Origin of the sequence: Vibrio sp. V12_P9A6T4, from assembly GCF_963874835.1 — a bacterium.
Taxonomy (GTDB): Bacteria; Pseudomonadota; Gammaproteobacteria; order Enterobacterales; family Vibrionaceae; genus Vibrio; species Vibrio anguillarum.
Genome location: NZ_CAWNJO010000093.1, coordinates 110,211 through 135,293, shown reverse-complemented (window position 1 = coordinate 135,293; position 25,083 = coordinate 110,211). Strand labels below are relative to the sequence as shown.

Here is a 25,083-nt window from a genome sequence, read left to right as displayed (position 1 = left end):
AAGCCTTACTGCGTCTCACATCATTTCGAACTTCTGTTTAAAACTAAAATCTGCCTTTTTAATTTTGTAATTAAATAACGTAATAACTTTCATATTTAACAAGGAAATCAAACATAGGTTTGAAACGGGATAAAACTTTGTTTTTAACCTTTCATTAACTTTGTCTCTTTTGCTGAATGATGAGTTGATGTAAGGTTTAATAAGGTTTTGTAAGACTTGTGTCTAGCTTGGTTAGGCTTGAAATATTGGATTGACTGAGAGAAAGTGTCGGTAGAGATAAGTCAGTGGATAGCAAAAAATGAGCATTTGAATTTGTGGTTTTTAAATTACAAATGTAGTTGAAATGGTTTTAAGGAAGAGCGTTATGTTTGCACAGACCCCAGAAACAGAGTTAGCACTCAGCAAAGAACACCACGAAGCCAAGCTTGAGGTTGTTGGTGCCGTTGGCCCACATCACCAAGCTATTTTCCCTTCAGAAGCCCAAATCTTCTTGTCCACTCTGTGTGCTAAATTTGCAAGCCGTGTTGATTCGCTGCTGGATGCACGAGAAGAGCGACAAACACGTATTGATAACGGAGAACTGCCGGATTTTCTCAAGGATACGCAAGATATTCGCGAAGGAAGCTGGAAAATTCTCGGTATCCCACACGATTTACAAGATCGTCGAGTGGAGATTACGGGGCCAACCGACCGAAAAATGGTGATCAATGCATTGAATGCTAACGTCAAAGTGTTCATGGCGGATTTTGAGGATTCGATGTCACCAGCATGGGATAAAGTGCTGGATGGGCAAGTCAATTTGCGTGATGCCATTGAAGGAACCATTAGCTATACCAATCCTGACAATGGTAAGTGCTACCAGCTTAAAGATAACCCAGCGGTGCTCATTTGTCGGGTACGCGGTCTGCACCTTAAAGAAAAGCATGTTAAATATGCAGGGCAAAGTATTCCGGGTTCGCTGTTTGATTTTGCACTCTACTTTTACAACAACTATAAATCATTGCTTAAAAAAGGCAGTGGCCCTTATTTTTATCTTCCAAAACTTCAGGCCTATCAAGAAGCAAAGTGGTGGAGTGACGTTTTCCATTTTACCGAAGAGTATTTTGGGTTAGAAACTGGCACCATTAAAGCCACCGTATTGATTGAAACCTTACCCGCCGTGTTCGAGATGGACGAAATATTGTTCTCGCTTAAAGAACACATTGTCGGCTTAAATTGTGGCCGCTGGGATTACATTTTCAGTTATATCAAGACATTGAAAAATTATCCGGATCGGGTGCTACCAGATCGCCAAGTTGTCACAATGGAAAAGCCGTTTCTTAACGCTTATTCACGCTTGCTGATCTATACCTGTCATAAGCGTGGCGCATTTGCGATGGGCGGTATGGCCGCGTTCATTCCAGCTAAAGATCCCCAAGAAAATCAGTTGGTTCTCGATAAAATTCATCACGATAAATTACTTGAAGCCAATAATGGTCATGACGGTACTTGGGTTGCCCATCCCGGTTTAGCGGATACGGCAAAAGCGGTCTTTGACCAAGTACTGGGCGAGCGTTGTAACCAATTAGATGTTACGCGTCTGTCTGATGCGCCGATTCATGCCAATGAGCTGTTGACCCCATGTGAAGGGGAACGTACCGAGCAGGGCATGCGTCATAATATTCGAGTTGCACTTCAGTACATCGAAGCATGGATCTCCGGCAATGGCTGTGTCCCCATTTATGGTTTGATGGAAGATGCGGCGACCGCAGAGATTTCTCGAGCGTCAATATGGCAATGGATCAAGCATGGAAAAGCCTTGGATAATGGTCAGATTGTTACCAAAGCGCTTTTTGAGCAGTATCTTGCGCAAGAAATTGAAGTCGTGAAACAGGAAATCGGCACGCAGCGATTTGCACAAGGACGATTTAGCGAAGCGGCACAATTGATGGCTCGCTTAACTACCAGCGATGAGCTGACTCATTTTCTCACCGTTCCGGGTTATGACTACCTAGATTGATGAGATTTAAAACCAATAACTAATAACCAATTACTGACAACCAATAACGTGAAGCTGTTTTCAAAAGCAGAATAGGTCGTACTGCTGAGAAAAGGATGACAGTGCGCTTGCGCATCAAAATAAGAGGGATAGACCATGACATTAACTCGCCGCCAACAAATCGAAGCTCTAGAAAAAGATTGGGCAACCAACCCACGCTGGAAAAATGTAAAGCGTACTTATACTGCTGCTGAAGTGGTTGACCTGCGCGGTTCAATCACTCCAGCCAACACCTTGGCCCAACGTGGCGCTGATAAATTGTGGTCACTGGTTAACGGCAGTGCCAAAAAAGGTTATGTGAACTGTTTGGGTGCATTGACAGGTGGTCAAGCGGTACAACAAGCCAAAGCGGGAATTGAGGCGATTTATCTCTCCGGCTGGCAAGTAGCGGCAGACAACAACACCGCTTCCACCATGTACCCAGACCAATCGCTCTATCCAGTCGATTCTGTTCCATCGGTGGTCAAGCGCATCAACAACTCGTTTCGTCGTGCCGATCAAATTCAGTGGGCGGCCGGAAAATCACCGGAAGATGAAGGTGGTATTGATTACTTCTTACCGATTGTTGCTGATGCTGAAGCCGGTTTTGGTGGCGTACTCAATGCTTACGAGTTGATGAAGTCGATGATTGAAGCAGGGGCGGCCGGTGTGCACTTTGAAGATCAGTTGGCGTCAGTAAAAAAATGCGGACACATGGGCGGCAAGGTTCTGGTTCCGACTCAAGAAGCGGTTCAAAAATTGATTGCGGCACGTTTGGCCGCTGACGTATCAGGGACAACCACTTTGGTCATTGCTCGTACTGATGCAAACGCGGCGGATCTACTGACCTCGGATTGCGACGCATACGATCGTGATTTTATCCAAGGTGAGCGTACTCAAGAAGGTTTCTATCGCGTGAATGCTGGGATTGAGCAAGCGATTTCACGCGGTCTCGCTTACGCGCCGTATGCTGATCTCGTGTGGTGTGAAACCGCTAAGCCTGATTTGGATGAAGCCCGCCAATTTGCCGAAGCAATTCTAGCGCAATACCCAGATCAACTGCTGGCTTATAACTGTTCTCCCTCTTTCAACTGGGAGAAAAACTTGGATGCAGACACCATTGCTCGTTTCCAGCAAGAGTTGTCGGACATGGGGTACAAATATCAATTCATCACCTTAGCGGGCATTCATAACATGTGGTACAACATGTTTGAGTTAGCACATGCTTACGCGCAAGGCGAAGGTATGCGTCATTACGTTGAGAAAGTTCAGCGTCTAGAGTTTGAAGCAGCATCAAGAGGTTATACCTTTGTTGCACACCAACAAGAGGTGGGAACGGGTTACTTTGACCGGATGACCAATACCATCCAAGGTGGCAGCTCTTCCGTGACCGCGTTAACGGGCTCTACTGAAGAAGACCAATTTTAATTAGCGATACTTCCCAATCATTATCTGTGTAACACCTTTGAGCGGCGTAAGCCGCTCTTTTTTATGTGAGGCACTTATATTAGGGAGTGAGCGTTATTCAATATCGACTTCGTCCGGTTCACTCTCTTCTTGTAGCTCAAGTAAGGTAACAGCTACCCCAATAAAGTCCGTGTCAGTAATAATGCCCACTAGTTGGCCTTTATCTACAACGGGTAAGCAGCCTACTTTATGTTTTTGCATGTAGATAGCACTCTCTTTTAACCCAGCTCGCGGGTCAACCGTCATAATTTCAGTATGCATCACCTCATATAACGGTGTTGTCAGTGTATATGATTGATCTTCAGGGATGTTTTTTAAGCTCGACTCTTGCGCGGCAAGAATATCTCGATGAGTAATGATACCGAGTAGTTTTTTGTGTGGATCGACGATAGGGATGTGGCGAATATCCAACGCTTCCATAGTGTGCTTAGCATCGGCTAACGTGTGTGTACGCAACAGGGTATGGGGGTTGCGAGTCATCATGTCTTCTATTTTGATCATAACGAGCTCCTTTTTATTATTGACCTGATTCAACTATAGTTTTTTCTGCGCAAAATATCTGAGAGCTCCCGCTATTTTTACTTTGATTGATGCGTAAAGATTGGGTGCCATTTTCATGTTTAATTACATTAAATTTAGATCTGGGTCTGACGAGCGAAGGTGTTTACATATATACTACGGCGCTTAAAAAAATTACGTCATCCACTCAAAACGAACAAGATAAGAACTATGCAAGTTTCAGACTTTCACTTTGAACTTCCCGATGAGCTGATTGCTCGTTACCCAACGGCTGAACGTACGGCGAGTCGCTTACTGCAATTAGACGGTAACAGCGGTGAACTGGCGGATGGCTCATTTAAAGACGTTCTTGACCGAGTTCAGCCCGGCGATTTATTGGTTTTTAACAATACACGTGTCATCCCGGCTCGCATGTTTGGGCGCAAAGCTTCAGGCGGCAAACTGGAAGTATTGGTCGAACGAATGTTGGATGAACAGACGATTTTAGCTCATGTTCGCTCATCTAAGCCGCCAAAACCGGGCAGTGAGTTGTATTTAGGAGAGCATGACGAATATCATGCACACATGGTGGCTCGCCATGACGCGCTGTTCGAGATTCGTTTTACAGCGTCAAAGACGGTACTGGAGATCTTAAACGAGATTGGCCATATGCCGTTGCCGCCTTACATTGACCGCCCTGATGAAGATGCTGATAAAGAGCGTTATCAAACCGTATACAACCAAAAACCGGGAGCTGTCGCTGCACCGACCGCCGGTTTGCATTTCGATGAGGCTCTGCTTGAGCAAATCAAAGCGAAAGGTGTCGAATTTGCTTATGTAACCTTGCATGTTGGCGCTGGAACCTTCCAGCCAGTACGAGTCGACAATATTCACGATCACCATATGCATGCAGAATATGTTGAAGTGCCACAAGAGGTAGTCGATGCCGTCAACGCGACGAAAGCGCGTGGTGGTCGAGTGATCGCTGTTGGAACTACGTCGGTGCGCTCACTGGAAAGTGCCGCGCAAGATGCGCTTAAAAAGGGCACTGAGCTGGTTCCTTTTTTTGGCGATACTGAAATTTTTATCTTCCCTGGTTATGAGTACCAGTTGGTGGATTGCTTAATCACTAACTTCCACTTACCAGAGTCGACACTGATTATGCTCGTCAGCGCTTTTGCAGGTTATGAGCATACTATGGCCGCGTACGCGCATGCCGTGAAACATCAATATCGTTTCTTTAGTTATGGTGATGCGATGTTTATCACCAAGAACACCAATTAACGAGTGCTAGCATTACGCTAGGAGAAGAAGCTCCGCTTCGTTTTTCGCTAGGAATTGGCGACCGCTCTAGAGGGGTGCTTGCACCTAATCATGATACGTCAGACTGTTTCTCTGACATTGGAGGCTTCGTGAAGTTAACATACGAACTTAAAAAGAAAAACGGAAATGCTCGCCGTGGGCAATTAACCTTTGAACGTGGCACTGTGCAAACACCGGCATTCATGCCTGTAGGTACTTACGGCACAGTAAAGGGCATGACACCGGAAGAAGTAAAAGAGACGGGTGCAGAAATTTTGCTCGGTAATACTTTTCACCTGTGGCTGCGCCCTGGCCAAGAAGTGATGAAAATGCACGGTGACTTGCATGATTTTATGAACTGGCAAGGCCCGATCCTCACCGATTCAGGTGGTTTCCAAGTGTTTAGCTTGGGTGATATTCGCAAAATCACGGAAGAAGGAGTGCATTTTCGTAACCCAGTAAATGGTGACAAGATTTTCATGGACGCAGAAAAGTCGATGGAAATTCAAAAAGATCTGGGCTCTGACATTGTGATGATTTTCGATGAGTGTACGCCGTACCCTGCGACGCACGACGAAGCGAAAAAATCAATGGAGATGTCTTTACGTTGGGCGCAGCGTTCACGTGACCATTTCGACAAATTAGAGAACACCAACTCGCTATTTGGTATCGTGCAAGGCAGTGTTTACGAAGATTTGCGTGATGTTTCCGTGAAAGGCTTAACCGAGATCGGATTTGATGGCTACGCGGTTGGTGGCTTAGCGGTGGGTGAACCTAAAGAAGACATGCACCGTGTACTTGAGCACACCTGTCCACAATTGCCAGAAGACAAACCACGCTACCTGATGGGTGTCGGTAAACCTGAAGACTTAGTGGAAGGGGTACGTCGCGGTATCGATATGTTTGACTGTGTGATGCCAACGCGAAATGCACGTAATGGCCATCTATTTGTGACGGGTGGTGTGATCAAGATCCGTAATGCAGTACATAAAACCGATACAACTGCGCTGGATCCGCATTGTGACTGTTACACTTGCAAAAATTATTCGAAGTCGTATTTACACCATCTGGATCGTTGTAACGAAATTCTGGGTGCGCGTTTAAATACTATTCATAACTTACGTTATTACCAACGCCTGATGGCAAGCATTCGTTTAGCGATTGAAGAAGATCGCTTCGACGCGTTTGTTGAGGAGTTTTATGCTCGTCGCAATCGTGAAGTTCCACCAATGGGCCAATAACGGTTTTGCTGCGTTTTGCTTAATTTGTGAAGTGATAAACTTGAAATTAAGCCAACGCAGCCCAATTAGAATTACATTACACAACAATATTTTAGAGGACGTTTTCAATGAGTTTAATTTCTGTAGCACACGCAGCAGGTGAAGGTGCATCACAAGGTGGCGGTTATGAAATGCTGATCATGCTTGGTATGTTTGCGGTTATTTTCTACTTCATGATTTACCGCCCACAAGCCAAACGTGTTAAAGAGCATAAAAGTTTGATGGCCGCCATGACTAAAGGTGATGAAGTGTTAACCAGTGGCGGTTTAGTGGGTAAAATCACTAAAATCGCAGAAGACAGCGATTACATCTCTATCGAACTGAATGTGAACAATGAAATTGTGATCAAAAAAGATTTCATTACAGCGGTGCTACCAAAAGGTACGCTTAAGTCTTTATAACAGCTAAAGGATCCTTGCTGTGCTAAACCGTTATCCGTTATGGAAGTATTTGTTAGTGGTGTTCGCCATCACTCTCTCTGCTTTATATGCACTTCCAAATATTTACGGTGAAGATCCGGCAATTCAAATTACAGGGGCGCGTGGCGCCTCTGTTGATATGTCAACGCTGGATGCTGTCACCAAAGCTCTTGATAAAGAGAGCCTTTCTCATAAATCCATTGCTCTAGAGAATGGATCAATTCTTGTTCGATTTAACGATACCGATACTCAAATCAGTGCGCGTGATGTGGTGAGTGAAGCGTTAGGCAAAGATACAATTGTTGCACTTAACCTTGCTCCTTCAACGCCTTCTTGGTTGGAATCGATTGGCGCGGCACCGATGAAGCTTGGCCTTGATCTGCGTGGTGGTGTTCACTTCTTAATGGAAGTGGATATGGACGCTGCGATGGAAAAATTGATTGGCCAGCAAGAAGAAGCGTTTCGCAGCGAACTGCGTGATGACAAAATTCGCTATCGCGCCATTCGCTCTGTGGGCAACGACCGAGTGGAAGTCACTTTGCGTGACGATGAGCAATTAGAGCAAGCACAGCAAGCATTAACGTCGAAACATCCTGATATGACTTTTACTACGTCTAAGGCTGACGGTCGCTTTGCGCTGATTGCTCAATTTACTGAGCAGCGTTTGCAGGAAGTTCGAAATTACGCCGTTGAGCAGAACATCACGATTTTGCGTAACCGTGTTAACGAATTAGGGGTCGCTGAACCCTTAGTGCAGCGTCAAGGTGCCAGCCGCATTGTGGTTGAGTTACCGGGGGTTCAAGATACTGCTCGTGCTAAAGAGATTCTTGGCGCAACCGCGACTCTTGAGTTTCGTGAAGTTGATGACAAGGCTGATTTAGCCGCCGCGGCTTCTGGTCGTGCTCCTGCTGGGAGTGAAATCAAATCTGATCGTAATGGTCGCCCGGTTGTCTTGAAAAAACGCGTGATTCTAGGTGGTCAAAGTATCACGGATGCCAGCTCTAGCATGGATGAATATGGTCGCCCGCAAGTGAACATTTCGTTAGATAGCGAAGGCGGAAATAAGATGTCGGCGTTCTCTAAAAAGAACATTGGCAAGCTTATGGCAACGGTATTTGCAGAGTACAAAGACAGCGGCCGTCGGACACCTGATGGCAAAGTGATTCTCGATAAGCATGAAGAAGTGATCAACCAAGCAACGATTCAGTCGGCTCTTGGGCGTAACTTCCGTATCACGGGAATTGACTCTGCTGCAGAAGCTCAAAACCTTGCACTTTTACTGCGTGCAGGTGCGTTAATTGCGCCAATCTCTATTGTTGAAGAGCGTACCATTGGTCCATCAATGGGGCAGCAAAATATCGATATGGGCATTCAAGCCTGCATCTGGGGTATGGTTGCGGTGATGCTCTTTACGCTGCTTTACTACCGTGGTTTTGGCTTGATTGCCAATATTGCATTGATGGCGAACCTTGTGCTCATTATTGGTGTAATGTCGATGATCCCAGGGGCAACAATGACCTTGCCGGGTATTGCGGGCATCGTATTGACTGTAGGTATGGCCGTGGATGCTAACGTTCTGATCTTCGAGCGTATTCGTGAAGAGCTCCGTGATGGACGAAACCCACAACAAGCTATCCACCAAGGCTATGCTAACGCGTTCAGTACCATTGCTGATGCCAACATCACTACGTTGATTACGGCAATCATTCTATTTGCTGTGGGGACTGGAGCCATCAAAGGGTTTGCCGTCACACTTTCTATCGGTATTTTAACCTCAATGTTTACCGCTATTATCGGGACTCGCTGTATTGTGAACCTGTTATATGGTGGTAAACGCATTAAAAAATTGTCGATCTAAGGCTAGGAATTACTATGTTTCAGATTCTAAAAGCAGATAAAACGATCGACTTTATGCGTTGGTCTAAATTTGCGTTTTTATTCTCTCTTTTAATGATTGGTGCGTCTATTTTCACTTTATCAACCAAGTGGTTGAACTGGGGACTGGACTTCACCGGCGGTACTTTGATTGAAGTTGGGTTTGAACACCCAGCTAATCTTGAAGATATCCGCAGTGCTTTGGAAGCGAAAGGGTTTGGCGATGCGACGGTGCAGAATTTCGGTTCCGCGCGCGAAGTGATGGTTCGTCTTCGTCCACGTGCTGACATGGTTGGCGAGACGTTAGGCAACCAAATTCTTTCTGCTATTAAAGAGGGGACAGGAAAAAGTGTCGAGATGCGCCGTATTGAGTTCGTTGGCCCGAATGTGGGCGATGAATTAGCTGAAGCCGGAGGCTTAGCAATTTTGGCTTCGCTCATCTGTATTTTGCTTTATGTCTCTGTTCGTTTTGAATGGCGGCTCGCTGCGGGTGCGGTGATGTCACTTGCACACGATGTGATCATCACGCTTGGCATCTTCTCTATTATGCAAATTGAGGTTGATTTAACGATTGTTGCCGCTTTGCTGACCGTTGTCGGTTACTCGCTCAACGATACGATTGTGGTATTTGACCGTATCCGTGAAAACTTCCGTAAATTGCGTAAAGGTGATTCAGCCGAGATCATGAACAGCTCAATTACCCAAACCTTGAGCCGGACTTTGATTACATCGGGAACCACCTTGCTGGTGGTGATCGCACTCTTTGTACAAGGTGGTGCGAACATACATGGTTTTGCCACCGCTTTACTGCTCGGTATCACCGTGGGTACTTATTCATCTATCTATGTCGCATCAGCGTTGGCATTGAAATTAGGAATTACCCGTGAGCACCTACTTCCACCTCAAGTGGAAAAAGAGGGTGCGGAGTTCGACGAACTTCCTTAGCAGCCTGAAAGTTTCTTAAATAGCCAAAGCCGCAGAATATTCTGCGGCTTTTTTCTACCCCATCCCACACCGCGGTCACTCTAAGTAGCAAAGTATAAAACGAAACTAAAAAAGCCTCGTATATTGCTATACGAGGCTTGAATCAATTTTGACGGTGTTGATGGTATTTAGTGCAGCCTATTTAAGAATAGCGCTGTTACCGTTATCACGAATGTGTTTCAGAATCGCTTTAACACCACGGGCACTTGAACCTACAATGTTGCCCGATTTCATGTATTCAGTACCGCCAGAGAAATCGGTAAGAATAACGCCTGCTTCACGAGCGATCAGCTCGCCAGCGGCTAAATTCCAAGGTCTTAAACCCAGTTCAAAGTAACCATCGACACGGTTTGAAGCTAGGTAACATAAATCAAGCGCAGGAGAACCAGTACGACGGAAATCAGCACATTCAACAAACAGTGCAGACATGATTTTCATGAAAGATTCGGCATGTTGCTTTTGTTTGTATGGGAAACCAGTAGCGAGAATAGTGCCTTGAAGATCTTTTAACTGTTTAACACGAAGGCGTGAGTTGTTTAATTGCGCACCAGCACCACGTTGAGCGGTAAACAGCTCATTGCGCATTGGGTCATAAACACAAGCAACTTCTGTTTTGCCTTTAATGCGAACCGCGATGGAAACGGCGAAGTGGGGTAAACCTTTGACGAAGTTTGTTGTGCCATCCAGTGGGTCGATGATCCATTGAACGTCCTTATCTTTACCGTCGATAAGCCCGTTTTCTTCAGCAACGATACTGTGTTCTGGGTAAGAACTTTTGATTGTATCGATGATCATAGTTTCTGCTTCTTTGTCTACGTTAGTAACAAAGTCATTAGTCCCTTTCTGAGTTGTTTCGATTTTCTCAGTATTTTCTAGTGATTTAGCAATATGGTTACCAGCTTTTCGCGCAGCGCGAATAGCAATGTTTAGCATTGGATGCATACAGTTTTCCCAACGGATGTTAAAGAACGAAAAAGCGGGCAGCAGTATAACAAAGTTTTATTAAAAAGGAAGTGGCTATTTTTTGCTCGGTTGTTCATGTGTAGCTAAAGGACCTGACCATTTTAGTCAGGTTTATGTTAGTATTCTGTCGTTTAAAATAGAGTGGCGTACAACGTAATGCTAGACAATGTAAAAATCATTTTAGTAGGGACATCTCATTCAGGAAATATTGGTTCTGCTGCCCGAGCGATGAAGGTCATGGGCCTAAGTAAAATGATTTTGGTTTCGCCTCAATGCGAGGTAGACGCTCAAGCGATCGCTCTAGCTGCTGGAGCAAGCGACATTGCGTTAAATGCGGAGGTCGTGGATACGCTAGAGCAGGCTGTCGCAGATTGTGGCCTGGTGGTTGGGTCAAGTGCACGCTCACGAACTTTAGAATGGCCAATGCTTGAACCACGTGAATGTGGGGAAAAATTGGCGCAAGAAGGGCAGCAATACCCGGTTGCTTTAGTATTTGGCCGAGAAAAAACCGGGCTGACCAACGATGAACTGCAAAAATGCCATTTTCATGTGTGCATTCCGGCTAATCCTGAATACAGTTCGTTAAACCTTGCTATGGCCGTACAAACATTGAGTTATGAGGTGCGTGTTGCCTATCTAAATAATGAAAAAAAAGGTTATCAAGCCCAGCCAGAAGAAGCGTATCCTCTGCATCACGAATTAGAAATGTTCTATCAGCATCTTGAAAAGGTAATGATACAGACACAGTTTATTTCAAAGGAACAGCCGGGACAGATCATGAATAAACTCCGTCGGCTATTTTCTCGTTCGCGTCCAGAGTCTCAAGAAATCAATATATTACGTGGTGTGTTGACCTCAATTGAGAAGCATCGCAGCAATCAATAATTATCCATATTAATAATAGGGTTAAATACTTGACTAAATTAGTCAAATAAATACTTGACCTATTTAGTCAGGTATGGAAAAATTCCAACCACATAATCAATGTGGATACGGTGATATGAGACTTACATCTAAAGGAAGATATGCGGTTACAGCCATGTTAGATGTGGCTCTGCATTCGCAACAAACCCCAGTGCCACTGGCGGATATTTCCGAACGGCAAGGCATTTCGCTCTCTTACCTTGAGCAGCTGTTTTCTAAACTGCGTAAAGCGGGGCTAGTTGCTAGTGTGCGTGGTCCAGGTGGTGGATACCGCTTAGGTGCAGATGCCTGCTCAATTTCGATTGGTACTGTGATTGCCGCTGTTGATGAATCAGTTGATGCAACAAAATGTAATGGAAGAGCCGACTGCCAAGGTGGCACTCGCTGCTTAACACATACGTTATGGCGAGATCTTAGCTCTCGCATTAGTGACTTTCTGAACAACATTACTCTTGGCGAGTTAATGATTGATAATGAAGTACTAGAAATTTCTGACCGCCAAGGCTTGGGCCTGACGGTGAACCACGGGTTAACCAATAAAAATACCAATACCGTGATTATCGGCTCGGTGCCCGTAGGTCTTAATGCCCGCTCATAGCGGCAATGTTTACATTGGAGTAGAAAATGAAACTGCCTATTTATTTTGACTATTCAGCTACCTGTCCAGTTGACCCTCGCGTGGCTGAAAAGATGGTTCAGTACATGACGATGGATGGTGTTTTTGGTAATCCAGCATCGCGATCGCACCGTTATGGCTGGCAGGCAGAAGAAGCCGTAGACACTGCGCGTGAGCAAATTGCTGAACTGCTTAATGCTGATCCTCGCGAAATCGTATTCACATCCGGTGCGACAGAGTCAGACAACCTCGCGATCAAAGGTGTGGCGCATTTCTATGCCAAGCAAGGTAAGCATATCATTACCTGTAAAACCGAGCATAAAGCGGTGCTTGATCCATGTCGTCAGCTTGAGCGTGAAGGTTATGAAGTGACCTATCTTGAGCCAGAATCAAATGGCTTGATTGATCTAAAAAAATTAGAAGCGGCAATGCGTGATGACACAATTTTGGTGTCGATCATGCACGTGAACAACGAAATTGGCGTAATTCAGGACATCATGGCGATCGGTGAGCTTTGCCGTGAACGCAAGATAATTTTCCACGTAGATGCAGCGCAATCTGCCGGTAAAATTCCCCTTGATGTGCAAGAAATGAAAGTGGATCTTATCTCCCTTTCTGCGCATAAAGCGTATGGACCTAAAGGGATTGGCGCATTATATGTTCGCCGTAAACCTCGTATCCGTCTTGAAGCACAAATGCACGGTGGCGGCCATGAACGTGGTTTCCGTTCAGGCACATTACCAACGCACCAAATCGTAGGTATGGGTGAAGCATTCCGCATTGCTAAGCAAGACATGCAAAAAGATTTTGACCACGCAAAAGCATTGCGTGATCGTCTACTCGCTGGTGTACAAGACATGGAAGCCGTGAGTGTGAATGGCGATTTAGATCAGCGTGTTCCGCACAACCTGAATATTAGTTTTGCCTTTGTTGAAGGCGAATCGCTGCTGATGTCTTTGAAAGACTTAGCAGTATCATCAGGTAGTGCTTGTACGTCGGCCAGCTTAGAGCCGTCATATGTACTGCGTGCGCTTGGTTTGAACGATGAAATGGCGCACAGCTCGATTCGTTTCTCATTTGGCCGTTTTACGACCGAAGAAGAAGTGGACTACGCCGTTGAACAAATCCGCGTAGCCGTAAGCAAATTACGTGACATGTCTCCTCTATGGGATATGTATCAAGAGGGTGTGGATTTAAACACCGTTGAATGGGCACATCACTAGTCCTTTAAAAGGCACTGGTTTATTCCCAAGGAAATAGAGGATTAGAGGTAACTATCATGGCATACAGCGAAAAAGTAATTGATCACTATGAAAACCCACGTAATGTTGGCTCTTTTGATAAAGAAGATCCAACCATTGGTAGTGGTATGGTTGGCGCTCCAGCTTGTGGCGATGTAATGAAGCTACAAATTAAAGTGACGCCAGAAGGCATAATTGAAGATGCAAAATTTAAAACCTACGGTTGTGGTAGCGCGATTGCTTCGAGCTCACTGGTTACTGAATGGGTCAAAGGCAAGAGCATTGACGAAGCGGCAGCCATTAAGAACTCTGAAATCGCGGAAGAGCTAGAGCTTCCACCAGTGAAAGTTCACTGTTCGATTTTGGCGGAAGATGCGATCAAAGCTGCCGTTGCCGATTATAAAAAGAAACACCAACAATAATATTAAGGGAGTGAATGATGGTTCACTCCCATAAGTTCAAACTAAGAATCTAAGGTTGTAGTATGGCCATTACCTTAACTGAAACAGCAGCGCATCGCGTTCGAGCATTCCTAGATAACCGAGGCAAAGGCGTAGGTTTACGTCTTGGAGTGAAAACAACAGGCTGCTCGGGTATGGCTTACGTGCTTGAATTCGTTGATGACGTTAACGAAGAAGACGAAGTGTTTGAAGATCATGGTGTCAAAGTGATTATCGATTCGAAAAGCCTCGTCTACCTTGATGGCACACAGCTTGACTATGTCAAAGAAGGGCTAAACGAAGGTTTTGAGTTCAACAACCCGAATGCAAAAAGCGAATGTGGTTGTGGTGAAAGCTTCAACGTGTAACGGATTGGCTTTCGGCGTGACTAGGCTCACTTGAGCCTAGTGTCGAGCACTAGGAGCAATGTGTTAATGAACTATTTTGAATTATTTGGGCTACCAAGTCAGTTTGCACTGGATGGTAGCCTTCTTTCTTCTCAGTTTCGTGCGCTGCAAAAACGGTTTCATCCCGACAATTTTGCCACTGCGTCTGAGCGAGATCGCCTGCTTGCTGTGCAAAACGCCTCACAAATTAATGATGCTTATCAAACATTAAAATCACCGATCAGTCGCGCAGAATACTTATTGCTTGAACAAGGCATAGAGTTACGCGCAGAACATCAAACCATGCAAGATCCGCTGTTTTTAATGGAGCAGATGGAGCTGCGAGAAGAGCTTGAAGCCATCGCCTCACAGTCTGATGTTGAAAGTGCGTTATTCGATTTTGAAAACAGAGTTAGCAAGATGTATAAACAGCATCTTACCTTGGTTGAGCAACAACTTAATCAGGCTCAATGGAACCTTGCGGCTGATACGGTTCGCAAGCTTAAATTTATTGCCAAGCTCAAAAATGAAATAGAAAGAGTCGAAGAACAGTTACTCGGCTAGTTCGATAATAAGGACCAACCCATGGCATTACTTCAAATTGCAGAACCCGGTCAAAGCTCTGCGCCGCATCAGCATAAACTCGCAGCGGGTATCGACTTGGGGACAACCAACTCATTAGTCGCATCGGTTCGAAGCGGTAATGCGACGACGCTTGCTGATGAACAAGGACGCTCGATCCTCCCTTCGGTGGTCCACTATTCGGCTCAAGAGCGTTGCGTAGGCTTTGATGCCAGAGCACACGCGCAAGTTGATCCTGCCAATACCATCATTTCTGTGAAGCGTTTGATCGGCCGTTCACTGGCTGACATTCAGGCGCGTTATCCCACATTGCCTTATCGCTTCAAAGCCAGTGACAACGGTTTGCCTATTTTGCAAACGGCGCAAGGTGATAAGAACCCGATTCAAGTTTCCGCCGATATTCTTCAATCTCTTGCTCAGCGTGCCGAAGCGTCGTTAGGTGGTGAATTAGCGGGTGTGGTGATTACCGTACCTGCTTATTTTGATGATGCGCAACGCGTGGGCACCAAAGATGCCGCTCAACTTGCCGGCTTGCACGTACTGCGTTTACTCAATGAACCTACCGCTGCAGCGATTGCCTATGGCTTAGACTCAGCGCAGGAAGGTGTGATTGCGGTTTATGATTTAGGTGGCGGTACGTTTGATATCTCTATCTTACGTCTGTCGAAAGGCGTGTTTGAGGTACTCGCGACTGGTGGCGATTCCGCGCTCGGTGGTGATGATTTTGACCATTTGATTGCTGACCATTTTTTGAGCCAAATCAGCTTAGCTGAACCGCTCACTGCAGAGCAGCAACGAGCATTGCTTGATGCGGCCACCGAAGCGAAAATTGCCTTATCTGATACCGAGAGTGTCGAGGTTTCTGTGCTGGGTTGGCAAGGGCGTTTAACTCGCGATGAGTTTAACCAACTCATCACGCCACTAGTAAAGAAAACCTTACTATCGTGTCGTCGAGCACTCAAAGATGCCGAGATTACTGCAGATGAAGTGTTGGAAGTGGTGATGGTCGGCGGTTCAACTCGTACGCCACTGGTTCGAGATTTAGTCGGTGAGTTTTTTGGTCGCACACCACTAACTAGCATCAACCCTGATGAAGTTGTCGCGATTGGTGCAGCAATTCAAGCCGACATTTTGGTGGGTAATAAACCCGATTCAGAAATGTTACTGCTGGATGTAATTCCCCTGTCGCTGGGTATTGAAACCATGGGTGGCTTAGTGGAAAAAATCATCCCACGTAACACCACCATTCCTGTTGCGAAAGCTCAAGAATTCACCACCTTCAAAGATGGTCAAACAGCCATGAGCATCCATACGGTGCAGGGCGAACGTGAGATGGTAGACGATTGCCGCTCATTGGCTCGTTTTTCACTAAAAGGTATTCCACCAATGACGGCGGGTGCCGCGCATATCCGCGTAACTTATCAAGTTGATGCAGATGGCTTACTCTCCGTGACAGCGATGGAAAAAAGTACGGGAGTTCAGGCGGAAATTCAAGTTAAGCCTTCGTATGGACTGAGTGATAATGAAGTAGCAAATATGCTGCGAGATTCGATGACGTTTGCCAAACAAGATATGCAGACTCGCGCTCTGGCAGAGCAACGTGTAGAAGCCGATCGCGTTATCGAAGGTTTGATCTCAGCCTTACAGGCCGATGGTGATGAATTGTTATCTGAGTCAGAAAAGCAGATCCTTCTGAATGCAATAGAAGATTTAATTGTGCTGCGTAATGGTGATAGCGCCGATGCCATCGAGCAAGGAATTAAAGAGACAGACAAAGCCAGCCAAGATTTTGCTTCACGCCGTATGGATAAATCCATTCGTAGTGCACTTGCTGGTCAGTCGGTAGATGATATTTAAAGAGAAAAATTATGCCTAAGATTATTGTGTTACCTCACCAAGAGCTTTGTCCTGAAGGTGCCGTTCTGGAAGCGCAAGCAGGAGAAACCGTACTGGATGTGGCGCTGAAAAATGGTATCGCTATTGAACATGCGTGTGAAAAATCCTGCGCATGCACGACTTGCCATATTATCGTTCGCGAAGGGTTTGACTCACTTGATGAGAGTGATGAGTTGGAAGATGACATGCTTGATAAAGCGTGGGGTCTTGAACCTGAATCTCGCCTTGGCTGCCAAGCTAGAGTCGCTAACGAAGATTTAGTGGTTGAAATTCCAAAGTACACACTCAATCTGGCTTCTGAAGATCATTAATCCTATTGAGCGTATTAACGCCCGTTGACTGTTTGTAAAAGGAAAGCAAAATGAAATGGACCGATTCTCGTGACATTGCGATCGAGCTTTGTGAGCAATACCCAGACGTAGATCCTAAAAATGTACGTTTTACGGATCTACACCAGTGGGTGATGGAACTGGAAGAGTTTGATGATGAGCCAAACCGTTCCAACGAAAAAATTCTCGAAGCGATTATTCTATGTTGGATGGAAGAGATCGACTAAGACTATTGCTAACATGATGGTTATTCAGTAAAACATCACAGAGTTAACAATTTTAACTAAAAAGAGCGGACCGAATGGTCCGTTTTTTTATCAAGTTGACATTTTGACCCTACAAAATGCTAACATCCCTTGGTTATTTAATCGTAATGGCACAGGTGAGGCCATATTCAGGCAAGGAGAAACCATGTCTACAAAGATGTCCGTATTTATCAGCCAACAAGCTGCCCAGCCTCAGTGGGGAGAAAAGGCGATTGTTTCGTTTTCAGAAAATGGTGCCACAATTCATGCTATTGAGAGTGAGTATGAACTCAGCGCGGTTCAACGTGCCGCGCGTAAGCTTGATGGGCAAGCTATCAGAGCTATCAGCCTACAAGGTGACGGTTGGCACTTAGAAAATATTTGGGCTTTCTACCAAGGTTATCGTGAAGCGAAAAAACTCAACACACTAGAATGGCAACCGCTGAGTGAGTCAGATCAAGCCGAGTTAGAATATCGTATTAAAGCGACGGAATGGACGCGCGATATCATCAATAAAAGCGCCGAAGAAGTCGCTCCGCGTCAGTTAGCGACCATGGCGGCTGAGTTCATCAAATCGCTAGCGCCTGAGCATGTCAGCTACCGCATTGTCAAAGATAAAGATCTACTCACCGAAGGTTGGGAAGGTATTTATGCGGTAGGGCGTGGCTCCGAGCGTACGTCAGCCATGCTGCAACTCGATTACAATCCGACAGGAAAAGAAAATGCTCCTGTTTTTGCTTGCTTAATTGGCAAAGGCATTACTTTTGATTCTGGTGGTTACAGTTTAAAAACGTCCAACTTTATGTCGGCGATGAAAGCAGATATGGGGGGCGCTGCAACGATTACCGGTGGCCTTGGTTTGGCTATCATGCGTGGTTTTAATAAACGTGTGAAACTCATTTTGTGTTGTGCAGAAAATATGGTTTCCGGACGCGCCTTGAAACTGGGTGATATCATCACTTATAAAAACGGCACCACAGTTGAAATAATGAATACCGATGCAGAAGGCCGCCTAGTATTGGCCGATGGCTTGATTTATGCCAACGAGCAAAAACCGCAGCTTATTATTGATTGCGCGACATTAACGGGTGCCGCTAAAAATGCACTCGGCAATGATTACCATGCACTACTCAGCTTTGATGAGAGCTTATCACAGCAGGCATTGGTGGCAGCTCACCAAGAGAAAGAAGGCTTATGGCCTCTGCCTTTGGCTGAGTTTCATCGCTCTATGTTACCTTCAAGCTTTGCGGATCTCTCTAACATCAGCTCAGGTGATTATTCACCGGGAGCAAGTACCGCAGCGGCCTTCCTCTCTTACTTTGTTGAAGATTACAAAAAAGGGTGGCTGCACTTTGATTGCGCTGGTACTTACCGCAAATCAGCAAGCGATAAATGGGCCGCAGGTGCAACGGCGATGGGGGTGCGTACATTAGCACGCATTTTGACCGACCAAGCTCAATAATGAAAAACCGCTCAACTCTCTGTTTTGGGCGGTTCACTATAACTAAAAAAACAAAAGAAAAAGGATAACCTTATGGCTCTAGAAAGAACATTTTCTATCATTAAACCCGATGCGGTAGAACGTAACTTGATTGGTGAAATCTATCACCGTATCGAAAAATCAGGTTTGCGTATTATCGCTGCGAAAATGGTACATTTGAACGAAGAGCAAGCGAGCGGCTTTTATGCTGAGCATGAAGGCAAAGCGTTTTTTCCAGCACTAAAAGAATTTATGACCTCTGGGCCTATCATGGCTCAAGTGCTTGAAGGTGAAGATGCTATTGCTCGTTACCGCGAATTAATGGGTAAAACTAACCCAGAAGAAGCGGCATGTGGAACCATTCGTGCTGATTACGCATTAAGCATGCGCCATAACTCAGTTCATGGCAGTGATAGTCCTGAATCGGCGGCACGTGAAATCGCCTTTTTCTTCCCAGAATCAGAGATTTTCTCTCGTTAATCTTGGCGTTTTTTATCCCAAATTCTTTCGATTAAGGCCTCACGTTGTGAGGCTTTTTTATACTCGTATGGTTGGGAGCTGTAGAGTAAAAACAATCCGCCAAGCATTGAATGACTTAGTAATTGAAGGGTTGTACAACCCTTGTTGTTACTGCATAAAGGCTGTACAATTCGCGCCCTTATTTATTGTTTCCGTTGTTGAGAGGCCACATGACTATTGAAAAAGTCAATCTGCTTGATTTTGATCGCCAAGGTCTGCGTAAATTTTTTGCTGAAGAGCTCAGTGAAAAAGCGTTCCGCGCTGATCAGGTCATGAAGTGGATCTACCATTTTGGTTGTGATGACTTCGAACAAATGACCAATATCAACAAGAAACTGCGTGAGCAACTGCAACAACGCTGTGAAATTCGCGCGCCGATCGTTTCACAAGCACAACATTCGTCTGATGGTACGATTAAGTGGGCGATGCGTGTAGGAGATCAAGATGTTGAAACGGTTTACATCCCAGAGGAAGACCGAGCGACTTTGTGTGTCTCTTCCCAAGTTGGCTGTGCTCTGGAATGCAAATTCTGTTCAACGGCTCAGCAAGGTTTTAACCGTAACCTCAAAGTGTCTGAAATTATCGGGCAAGTTTGGCGCGCAGCGAGAGAAATTGGCCTTGAGAAAGAGACGGGTCGTCGTCCGATTACTAACGTAGTAATGATGGGGATGGGCGAGCCTTTGCTCAACATGAAAAACTTGATCCCAGCGTTAGAGATCATGCTGGATGATTTAGGTTTTGGCTTGTCAAAACGTCGTGTCACCGTGTCCACTTCGGGCGTGGTTTCTGGTCTTGATCAAATGACAGGGCAAATCGATGTTGCATTAGCGATTTCATTGCATGCACCCAATGACAAATTACGCAGCGAAATTATGCCGATCAATGATCGCTGGGATATTCAAGATTTCTTAGCCTCAGTGCGTCGTTATATCGCCACTTCAAACGCAAACCGTGGCAAGGTTACGGTGGAATATGTGTTGCTGGATCATGTCAATGACGATATGGACCACGCGCACGAATTGGCTAAGTTGATGAAAGGCACACCGTGTAAAATTAACCTGATCCCATTTAACCCTTATCCCGGTTCACCTTATAAAAAACCGAGTAATTCACGTATTGACCGTTTTCAAAAAACACTGATGCAGTATGAACACACAGTGACGGTGCGTAAAACTCGTGGTGATGATATTGATGCCGCTTGTGGGCAGCTAGTGGGTGATGTGATTGATAGAACCAAACGGACCAAAATGAAACAAATGGGTGGCGATGTCATTCCTGTCAAATCGGTTTAAATCGGATGATAAAGCAAAGCCAGAGATTCCTCTGGCTTTGTGCATTTTTACCATTTGAAATAATTTTCCGCGATTTTGACGTCAATTTTATGAAAAATATTGACCTAGCTGTAATTTCTTTCCTAAAGCCATGTTGTTTAACGTCAAATATCCATTAGAATTGCTAACTGACGTAATGTTAAATTTGAACTGTCGCCTGCATCAATGAATGCAAATTTTTCACCGTGTTGGAATGCACCATTTTATTACTACGAACTAATAACAATAAAAGTGATGACGGTGCCATTCGAGCCATAACATAATGAGATGTACAAAACGGATGACTACTGAACAAGAACAGATTATTGCAGATGTAAAAACAGACACGGTGCAACCCGGCACTTTATTAAAGGCAAAGCGTGAAGCGTTGGGATTAACGCAAAAGCAAGTTGCCGATAGGTTGCGGTTACGTCTCTCTATCATTCAGAGTTTAGAAGAGAATAACTTCGCCTCGGACCAAGTGGCGACGTTTACTCGCGGTTATTTACGTTCCTATGCGAAGGCCGTCGGGATCAAAGAGTCAGTTATTTTAGCTTCCTTTGATGATTGCTATCCTACGGTTGTCGCTGAACAACCGATGCAAAGTTTTTCGAAGAAAACCAAGCGAGAGAAACACGATAGCCGTATTATGACGCTGACATGGGGTATTTTTGCCATCATTATTGGTATTTCCTCATTATGGTGGTGGCAAAACCAAGAACAAGAGAATGTTGTGGTTGAGAGTTCACCATCAATCACGTCGACATCGGTTGAGCGTTTGCGAGATGAGGATTTCACGACCGTTCCTGAATTAGTACCTACGGTTGACGAATCTCAAGTAGAAGCAGAAGCGGTGGATATCCCTGTAGAAATCAACACTCAGGCTGCAGAACTTATCCCTTCACCTGAAGATGATACAGCCGAAGCCGACCTGAGTGCGAGAGACGATCCTGTATTGGATAAGACGCCACCGCAGGATGCAACGAATCCATACGCTCCTCTAACGCTCACATTCAGCGCAGATTGTTGGATTCAGGTGAAAGATGCAGCAGGCAAAACCCTTTCCACTGGGATTAAAAAATCAGGGCAAACCGTAACCTTGCAAGGTGAAGCTCCGTTTCAAATCATTCTTGGCGCGCCTGAAAGCGTTTCAATGACATTTGCAAGTGAACCTGTAGACCTTTCTGGGTATACTTCCGGTAAAGTCGCTCGATTCACCTTACCTTAGAAAATACTATGCAACACGAATCTCCAATTAAGCGTCGTTCATCGACGCGTATTTATGTCGGTAATGTGCCCATCGGTGATGGTGCTCCTATTGCTGTTCAATCTATGACCAACACGCGCACTACCGATGTTGCGGCAACGGTCGCTCAAATTAAAGCGTTAGAAAAAGTCGGGGCTGATATTGTACGGGTTTCTGTACCGACAATGGACGCGGCAGAAGCGTTCAAGTTGATCAAGCAGCAAGTATCCATCCCGCTGGTGGCTGACATCCATTTTGATTACCGCATTGCGTTGAAAGTCGCCGAATATGGCGTTGATTGCTTGCGTATAAACCCTGGTAACATTGGCAACGAAGAACGTATTCGCGCCGTGGTCGATTGCGCACGTGACAAGAACATACCCATTCGGATTGGCGTGAATGGTGGGTCGCTCGAAAAAGAGATCCAAATGAAATATGGTGAGCCAACACCGGCCGCTTTAGTCGAGTCAGCGATGCGTCATGTCGATATTCTTGAAAGACTCAACTTTGATCAATTCAAAGTCAGCGTTAAAGCATCGGATGTTTTTCTCGCCGTTGATTCCTACCGTTTACTGGCTAAACAGATTGCCCAACCTCTGCATCTTGGTATTACGGAAGCAGGAGGCGCAAGAGCCGGTGCAGTTAAATCGGCAGTGGGCTTAGGTATGCTGCTTGCCGAAGGCATCGGCGATACGCTGCGTATTTCACTGGCTGCGGATCCGATCGAAGAGATCAAAGTCGGCTTTGATATTCTTAAATCGCTGCGTATTCGCTCGCGAGGCATTAACTTCATCGCTTGTCCAAGCTGTTCACGTCAAGAGTTTGATGTGATCGCCACAGTCAATGCGTTAGAGCAACGTTTGGAAGACATTTTGACACCTATGGATGTCTCGATCATCGGTTGCGTGGTTAATGGCCCAGGTGAAGCTGAAGCTTCTCATCTTGGTTTGGCTGGCAGCAACAAGAAAAGTGCATTCTACGAAGACGGCGTCCGCCAGAAAGAGCGTTTTGATAACGATGATCTGGTCAGCCAACTCGAAGCGAAAATTCGCGCGAAGGCCTCTATTCTCGATGAGAAGAACCGAATCAACGTGACTCAAATCGAACAAAATTAATCTCAACGACCTTACGGTAAGTATTGTGGCAAAAACAATTCAAGCAATTCGAGGCATGAACGACTGCCTCCCAACTCAGTCTCCACTTTGGCAAAAAGTGGAAGGCACAGTGAAAAACGTGATTAGTGCATATGGCTACAATGAAGTACGTATGCCTATCGTTGAGATGACACATCTATTTAGCCGTGCGATCGGTGAAGTGACCGATGTGGTTGAAAAAGAGATGTATTCTTTTGAAGATCGCAATGGTGACAGTTTATCGCTTCGCCCTGAGGGTACCGCAGGTTGTGTCCGTTCTGGTATCGAAAATGGTTTGCTCTACAACCAAGAGCAACGTTTATGGTACATGGGGCCAATGTTCCGTCATGAACGTCCGCAAAAAGGGCGCTACCGTCAATTCCACCAATGTGGGGTTGAAGTGTTTGGCCTGGATGGCCCTGATGTTGATGCCGAGCTGATTATGATGACCGCGCGTTTATGGCGTGAATTGGGCATCGACAAACATGTTCGTTTGGAACTGAACTCAATTGGTTCTCTTGAAGCGCGTGCCAATTACCGCACCGCTTTGATTGACTATTTAGAGCAGTATCAAGAGGTGTTGGATGAAGATGCCAAACGTCGTATGTACACCAACCCACTGCGTGTACTCGATACTAAAAATCCAGATATTCAAGCGATTTTAGGTGACGCACCCAAATTGTCTGAGTATCTAGATGAAGAATCGAAGCAACATTTTGCAGGCTTATGTGAACTTCTTACTGCTGCGGGTATCGAATACCAAGTTAACGAGCGCTTGGTGCGCGGCCTAGACTACTACAACCGCACCGTATTTGAGTGGATCACTGAAAGCTTAGGTGCTCAGGGTACGGTTTGTGGCGGTGGACGTTATGATGGCTTGGTAGAACAACTGGGTGGCAAAGCGACACCAGCAGTGGGTTTTGCCATGGGGTTAGAGCGCTTAGTGCTGATGATGGAAACACTGGAACTGACCGACGTGCGTCGCAGTGTCGATGTGTACATGGTCAGTGCGGGTGAAGGCACTATGATGGCAGCAATGAAACTTGCTGAGCAGTTGCGTGAACAGGTTCCGGGGCTGCGTGTTATGAACCATTTTGGTGGTGGTAACTTCAAAAAACAATTTAAACGTGCTGATAAAGTGGGCGCTGCGGTGGCTTTGGTATTAGGCGAAGATGAAGTCGCAGAAAGCACAGTAGTTCTCAAAGATCTTATCGGTGGTGAACAAATTACGATTTCTCAAACTGAAGTCGCGAGCAAACTGACGCATCTTGTGTAAGCAAGCGCATTTGAGACATCTATTAAAGAGGACAGGAAGTGGAACTCTACGATACTGAAGAACAACAAGTTGAAGCGATAAAAGATTGGTGGAAAGAGAACGGTAAAGCCGTGATCTTTGGTGCTGTAATTGGCCTTGGTGGCTTGTTTGGTTGGCGTTACTACCAAGATAGCGTTATTGCTGCGCAAGAAGCCGCTTCTGAAAGTTATAGCAAAGCGGTAACTCAGTTAGCGGCAAAAGGCGCAGAAGCAGAGATGGTTGTTGAGAGCTTTATTGATAGTAATAAAGGTACAGAATATGCCGTCTTAGCCGCACTACAACTTGCAAAAGTTCAAGTAGAAGCGGGTCAAATTGATGAAGCTTTAGCGCAGCTTGAATGGGCAAAAGCAAACACCAAAGATGATGCTATTCTACCGTTAGCGACCTATCGCGTGGCCCGTATTAAAGCGGAACAAGGCCAGTTTGATGCCGCCTTAGCTGATCTTACGACCATTACAGAGAAAGGGTGGGCGGGACGCATTGCGGAACTGCGTGGTGATATCTCACTGCGTAAAGGCGACACGGACGCGGCTTATGCGGCATACACGGAAGCACAACAAGCTGACGATGCAAGCCAAACGCTACAGATGAAACTGGACGATCTTGCCAAATAAGG

25 protein-coding genes are annotated in these 25,083 nt (G+C 45.5%); 23 read left to right on the top strand and 2 right to left on the bottom strand.

From position 1 onward, the window contains the following. Nucleotides 1-364 precede the first annotated feature (364 nt). Nucleotides 365-1,999, top strand: coding sequence for a malate synthase A (gene aceB / locus AACQ42_RS15155; RefSeq protein ID WP_026028092.1), 1,635 nt, complete (start codon nucleotides 365-367; stop codon nucleotides 1,997-1,999). Nucleotides 2,000-2,134: 135 nt separating this feature from the next. Continuing rightward, a complete protein-coding gene (gene aceA, locus AACQ42_RS15150) occupies nucleotides 2,135-3,445 on the top strand; it encodes an isocitrate lyase (protein WP_094166406.1) in 1,311 nt (436 codons plus the stop codon). Nucleotides 3,446-3,538: 93 nt separating this feature from the next. On the opposite strand, the gene AACQ42_RS15145 is transcribed toward aceA, so the two are convergent. Further along, complete coding sequence (locus AACQ42_RS15145) at nucleotides 3,539-3,985, bottom strand: CBS domain-containing protein (RefSeq protein WP_038171482.1); 447 nt, start codon at nucleotides 3,983-3,985, stop codon at nucleotides 3,539-3,541. A gap of 228 nt (nucleotides 3,986-4,213) precedes the next feature. Between AACQ42_RS15145 and queA the strand changes: the two genes are divergently transcribed. The 5 genes from queA to secF all read left to right on the top strand — a co-directional run bounded on the left by queA (nucleotide 4,214) and on the right by secF (nucleotide 9,803). Continuing rightward, nucleotides 4,214-5,266 (top strand): tRNA preQ1(34) S-adenosylmethionine ribosyltransferase-isomerase QueA, encoded by a 1,053-nt coding sequence (queA, locus tag AACQ42_RS15140; protein ID WP_026027701.1) that lies wholly within the window; start codon nucleotides 4,214-4,216, stop codon nucleotides 5,264-5,266. A 128-nt stretch (nucleotides 5,267-5,394) separates the two neighbouring features. Then, nucleotides 5,395-6,525 (top strand): tRNA guanosine(34) transglycosylase Tgt, encoded by a 1,131-nt coding sequence (gene tgt / locus AACQ42_RS15135; protein WP_026027700.1) that lies wholly within the window; start codon nucleotides 5,395-5,397, stop codon nucleotides 6,523-6,525. Nucleotides 6,526-6,632: 107 nt separating this feature from the next. Beyond that, nucleotides 6,633-6,965, top strand: coding sequence for a preprotein translocase subunit YajC (yajC, locus tag AACQ42_RS15130; RefSeq protein ID WP_013857505.1), 333 nt, complete (start codon nucleotides 6,633-6,635; stop codon nucleotides 6,963-6,965). A 19-nt stretch (nucleotides 6,966-6,984) separates the two neighbouring features. After that, entirely contained in the window at nucleotides 6,985-8,841 is a 1,857-nt protein-coding gene (gene secD / locus AACQ42_RS15125) for a protein translocase subunit SecD (protein WP_017044259.1), read from the top strand. 14 nt (nucleotides 8,842-8,855) lie between these two features. After that, a complete protein-coding gene (gene secF / locus AACQ42_RS15120; protein WP_013857503.1) occupies nucleotides 8,856-9,803 on the top strand; it encodes a protein translocase subunit SecF in 948 nt (315 codons plus the stop codon). Nucleotides 9,804-9,980: 177 nt separating this feature from the next. Here secF and suhB read toward each other — a convergent pair whose 3' ends face one another. Beyond that, a complete protein-coding gene (gene suhB / locus AACQ42_RS15115) occupies nucleotides 9,981-10,784 on the bottom strand; it encodes an inositol-1-monophosphatase (protein WP_013857502.1) in 804 nt (267 codons plus the stop codon). 177 nt (nucleotides 10,785-10,961) lie between these two features. Between suhB and trmJ the strand changes: the two genes are divergently transcribed. The 16 genes from trmJ (at nucleotide 10,962) to AACQ42_RS15035 (ending at nucleotide 25,081) form a co-directional block, all read left to right on the top strand. After that, complete coding sequence (gene trmJ, locus AACQ42_RS15110) at nucleotides 10,962-11,690, top strand: tRNA (cytosine(32)/uridine(32)-2'-O)-methyltransferase TrmJ (RefSeq protein ID WP_026027699.1); 729 nt, start codon at nucleotides 10,962-10,964, stop codon at nucleotides 11,688-11,690. Between the two features lie 115 nt (nucleotides 11,691-11,805). Continuing rightward, nucleotides 11,806-12,327, top strand: a complete 522-nt coding sequence (gene iscR / locus AACQ42_RS15105) for a Fe-S cluster assembly transcriptional regulator IscR (protein ID WP_026027698.1) — start codon at nucleotides 11,806-11,808, stop codon at nucleotides 12,325-12,327. A 26-nt stretch (nucleotides 12,328-12,353) separates the two neighbouring features. Beyond that, the gene (locus AACQ42_RS15100) at nucleotides 12,354-13,568 is read left to right on the top strand and encodes an IscS subfamily cysteine desulfurase (protein WP_013857499.1); all 1,215 of its coding nucleotides are present in this window, start codon (nucleotides 12,354-12,356) and stop codon (nucleotides 13,566-13,568) included. A 56-nt stretch (nucleotides 13,569-13,624) separates the two neighbouring features. Continuing rightward, the gene (gene iscU, locus AACQ42_RS15095; RefSeq protein ID WP_010320409.1) at nucleotides 13,625-14,008 is read left to right on the top strand and encodes a Fe-S cluster assembly scaffold IscU; all 384 of its coding nucleotides are present in this window, start codon (nucleotides 13,625-13,627) and stop codon (nucleotides 14,006-14,008) included. Nucleotides 14,009-14,070: 62 nt separating this feature from the next. After that, a complete protein-coding gene (gene iscA / locus AACQ42_RS15090) occupies nucleotides 14,071-14,394 on the top strand; it encodes an iron-sulfur cluster assembly protein IscA (protein ID WP_010320408.1) in 324 nt (107 codons plus the stop codon). A gap of 66 nt (nucleotides 14,395-14,460) precedes the next feature. Continuing rightward, nucleotides 14,461-14,976, top strand: a complete 516-nt coding sequence (gene hscB / locus AACQ42_RS15085) for a co-chaperone HscB (RefSeq protein WP_026028094.1) — start codon at nucleotides 14,461-14,463, stop codon at nucleotides 14,974-14,976. Between the two features lie 21 nt (nucleotides 14,977-14,997). Then, a complete protein-coding gene (hscA, locus tag AACQ42_RS15080) occupies nucleotides 14,998-16,851 on the top strand; it encodes a Fe-S protein assembly chaperone HscA (RefSeq protein WP_094166405.1) in 1,854 nt (617 codons plus the stop codon). An 11-nt stretch (nucleotides 16,852-16,862) separates the two neighbouring features. Continuing rightward, on the top strand, nucleotides 16,863-17,201 hold the full coding sequence (fdx, locus tag AACQ42_RS15075) for an ISC system 2Fe-2S type ferredoxin (RefSeq protein ID WP_010320405.1): 339 nt from the start codon (nucleotides 16,863-16,865) through the stop codon (nucleotides 17,199-17,201). Between the two features lie 50 nt (nucleotides 17,202-17,251). Further along, entirely contained in the window at nucleotides 17,252-17,446 is a 195-nt protein-coding gene (gene iscX / locus AACQ42_RS15070) for a Fe-S cluster assembly protein IscX (RefSeq protein ID WP_010320404.1), read from the top strand. 184 nt (nucleotides 17,447-17,630) lie between these two features. Next, on the top strand, nucleotides 17,631-18,926 hold the full coding sequence (gene pepB, locus AACQ42_RS15065; protein ID WP_094166404.1) for an aminopeptidase PepB: 1,296 nt from the start codon (nucleotides 17,631-17,633) through the stop codon (nucleotides 18,924-18,926). Between the two features lie 72 nt (nucleotides 18,927-18,998). Then, entirely contained in the window at nucleotides 18,999-19,424 is a 426-nt protein-coding gene (gene ndk / locus AACQ42_RS15060) for a nucleoside-diphosphate kinase (protein WP_013857494.1), read from the top strand. Nucleotides 19,425-19,633: 209 nt separating this feature from the next. Then, nucleotides 19,634-20,755: a bifunctional tRNA (adenosine(37)-C2)-methyltransferase TrmG/ribosomal RNA large subunit methyltransferase RlmN gene (locus AACQ42_RS15055; RefSeq protein ID WP_026028096.1), complete on the top strand. Its 1,122-nt coding sequence runs from the start codon at nucleotides 19,634-19,636 to the stop codon at nucleotides 20,753-20,755. A gap of 301 nt (nucleotides 20,756-21,056) precedes the next feature. After that, entirely contained in the window at nucleotides 21,057-22,001 is a 945-nt protein-coding gene (gene rodZ / locus AACQ42_RS15050; protein WP_094166403.1) for a cytoskeleton protein RodZ, read from the top strand. Nucleotides 22,002-22,009: 8 nt separating this feature from the next. Further along, on the top strand, nucleotides 22,010-23,134 hold the full coding sequence (gene ispG, locus AACQ42_RS15045) for a flavodoxin-dependent (E)-4-hydroxy-3-methylbut-2-enyl-diphosphate synthase (protein ID WP_010320399.1): 1,125 nt from the start codon (nucleotides 22,010-22,012) through the stop codon (nucleotides 23,132-23,134). 25 nt (nucleotides 23,135-23,159) lie between these two features. Continuing rightward, nucleotides 23,160-24,428, top strand: coding sequence for a histidine--tRNA ligase (gene hisS / locus AACQ42_RS15040; protein WP_094166402.1), 1,269 nt, complete (start codon nucleotides 23,160-23,162; stop codon nucleotides 24,426-24,428). Nucleotides 24,429-24,466: 38 nt separating this feature from the next. Then, nucleotides 24,467-25,081 carry a YfgM family protein gene (locus tag AACQ42_RS15035; protein ID WP_013857490.1) on the top strand — a complete coding sequence of 205 codons (615 nt, stop codon included), beginning with the start codon at nucleotides 24,467-24,469 and terminating at the stop codon, nucleotides 25,079-25,081. Nucleotides 25,082-25,083: the final 2 nt, after the last annotated feature.

Bases quoted from the DNA above. Each gene is read 5' to 3' on its own strand.
- yajC (WP_013857505.1), top strand. From the start codon at position 6,633: ATGAGTTTAATTTCTGTAGCACACGCAGCAGGTGAAGGTGCATCACAA.
- secF (WP_013857503.1), top strand. From the start codon at position 8,856: ATGTTTCAGATTCTAAAAGCAGATAAAACGATCGACTTTATGCGTTGG.
- iscA (WP_010320408.1), top strand. From the start codon at position 14,071: ATGGCCATTACCTTAACTGAAACAGCAGCGCATCGCGTTCGAGCATTC.
- iscX (WP_010320404.1), top strand. From the start codon at position 17,252: ATGAAATGGACCGATTCTCGTGACATTGCGATCGAGCTTTGTGAGCAA.
- rodZ (WP_094166403.1), top strand. From the start codon at position 21,057: ATGAGATGTACAAAACGGATGACTACTGAACAAGAACAGATTATTGCA.
- hscB (WP_026028094.1), top strand. From the start codon at position 14,461: ATGAACTATTTTGAATTATTTGGGCTACCAAGTCAGTTTGCACTGGAT.
- ispG (WP_010320399.1), top strand. From the start codon at position 22,010: ATGCAACACGAATCTCCAATTAAGCGTCGTTCATCGACGCGTATTTAT.
- aceB (WP_026028092.1), top strand. From the start codon at position 365: ATGTTTGCACAGACCCCAGAAACAGAGTTAGCACTCAGCAAAGAACAC.
- hscA (WP_094166405.1), top strand. From the start codon at position 14,998: ATGGCATTACTTCAAATTGCAGAACCCGGTCAAAGCTCTGCGCCGCAT.
- queA (WP_026027701.1), top strand. From the start codon at position 4,214: ATGCAAGTTTCAGACTTTCACTTTGAACTTCCCGATGAGCTGATTGCT.
- AACQ42_RS15100 (WP_013857499.1), top strand. From the start codon at position 12,354: ATGAAACTGCCTATTTATTTTGACTATTCAGCTACCTGTCCAGTTGAC.
- ndk (WP_013857494.1), top strand. From the start codon at position 18,999: ATGGCTCTAGAAAGAACATTTTCTATCATTAAACCCGATGCGGTAGAA.
- aceA (WP_094166406.1), top strand. From the start codon at position 2,135: ATGACATTAACTCGCCGCCAACAAATCGAAGCTCTAGAAAAAGATTGG.
- iscR (WP_026027698.1), top strand. From the start codon at position 11,806: ATGAGACTTACATCTAAAGGAAGATATGCGGTTACAGCCATGTTAGAT.
- trmJ (WP_026027699.1), top strand. From the start codon at position 10,962: ATGCTAGACAATGTAAAAATCATTTTAGTAGGGACATCTCATTCAGGA.
- fdx (WP_010320405.1), top strand. From the start codon at position 16,863: ATGCCTAAGATTATTGTGTTACCTCACCAAGAGCTTTGTCCTGAAGGT.
- pepB (WP_094166404.1), top strand. From the start codon at position 17,631: ATGTCTACAAAGATGTCCGTATTTATCAGCCAACAAGCTGCCCAGCCT.
- iscU (WP_010320409.1), top strand. From the start codon at position 13,625: ATGGCATACAGCGAAAAAGTAATTGATCACTATGAAAACCCACGTAAT.
- AACQ42_RS15055 (WP_026028096.1), top strand. From the start codon at position 19,634: ATGACTATTGAAAAAGTCAATCTGCTTGATTTTGATCGCCAAGGTCTG.
- AACQ42_RS15145 (WP_038171482.1), bottom strand. From the start codon at position 3,985: ATGATCAAAATAGAAGACATGATGACTCGCAACCCCCATACCCTGTTG.
- suhB (WP_013857502.1), bottom strand. From the start codon at position 10,784: ATGCATCCAATGCTAAACATTGCTATTCGCGCTGCGCGAAAAGCTGGT.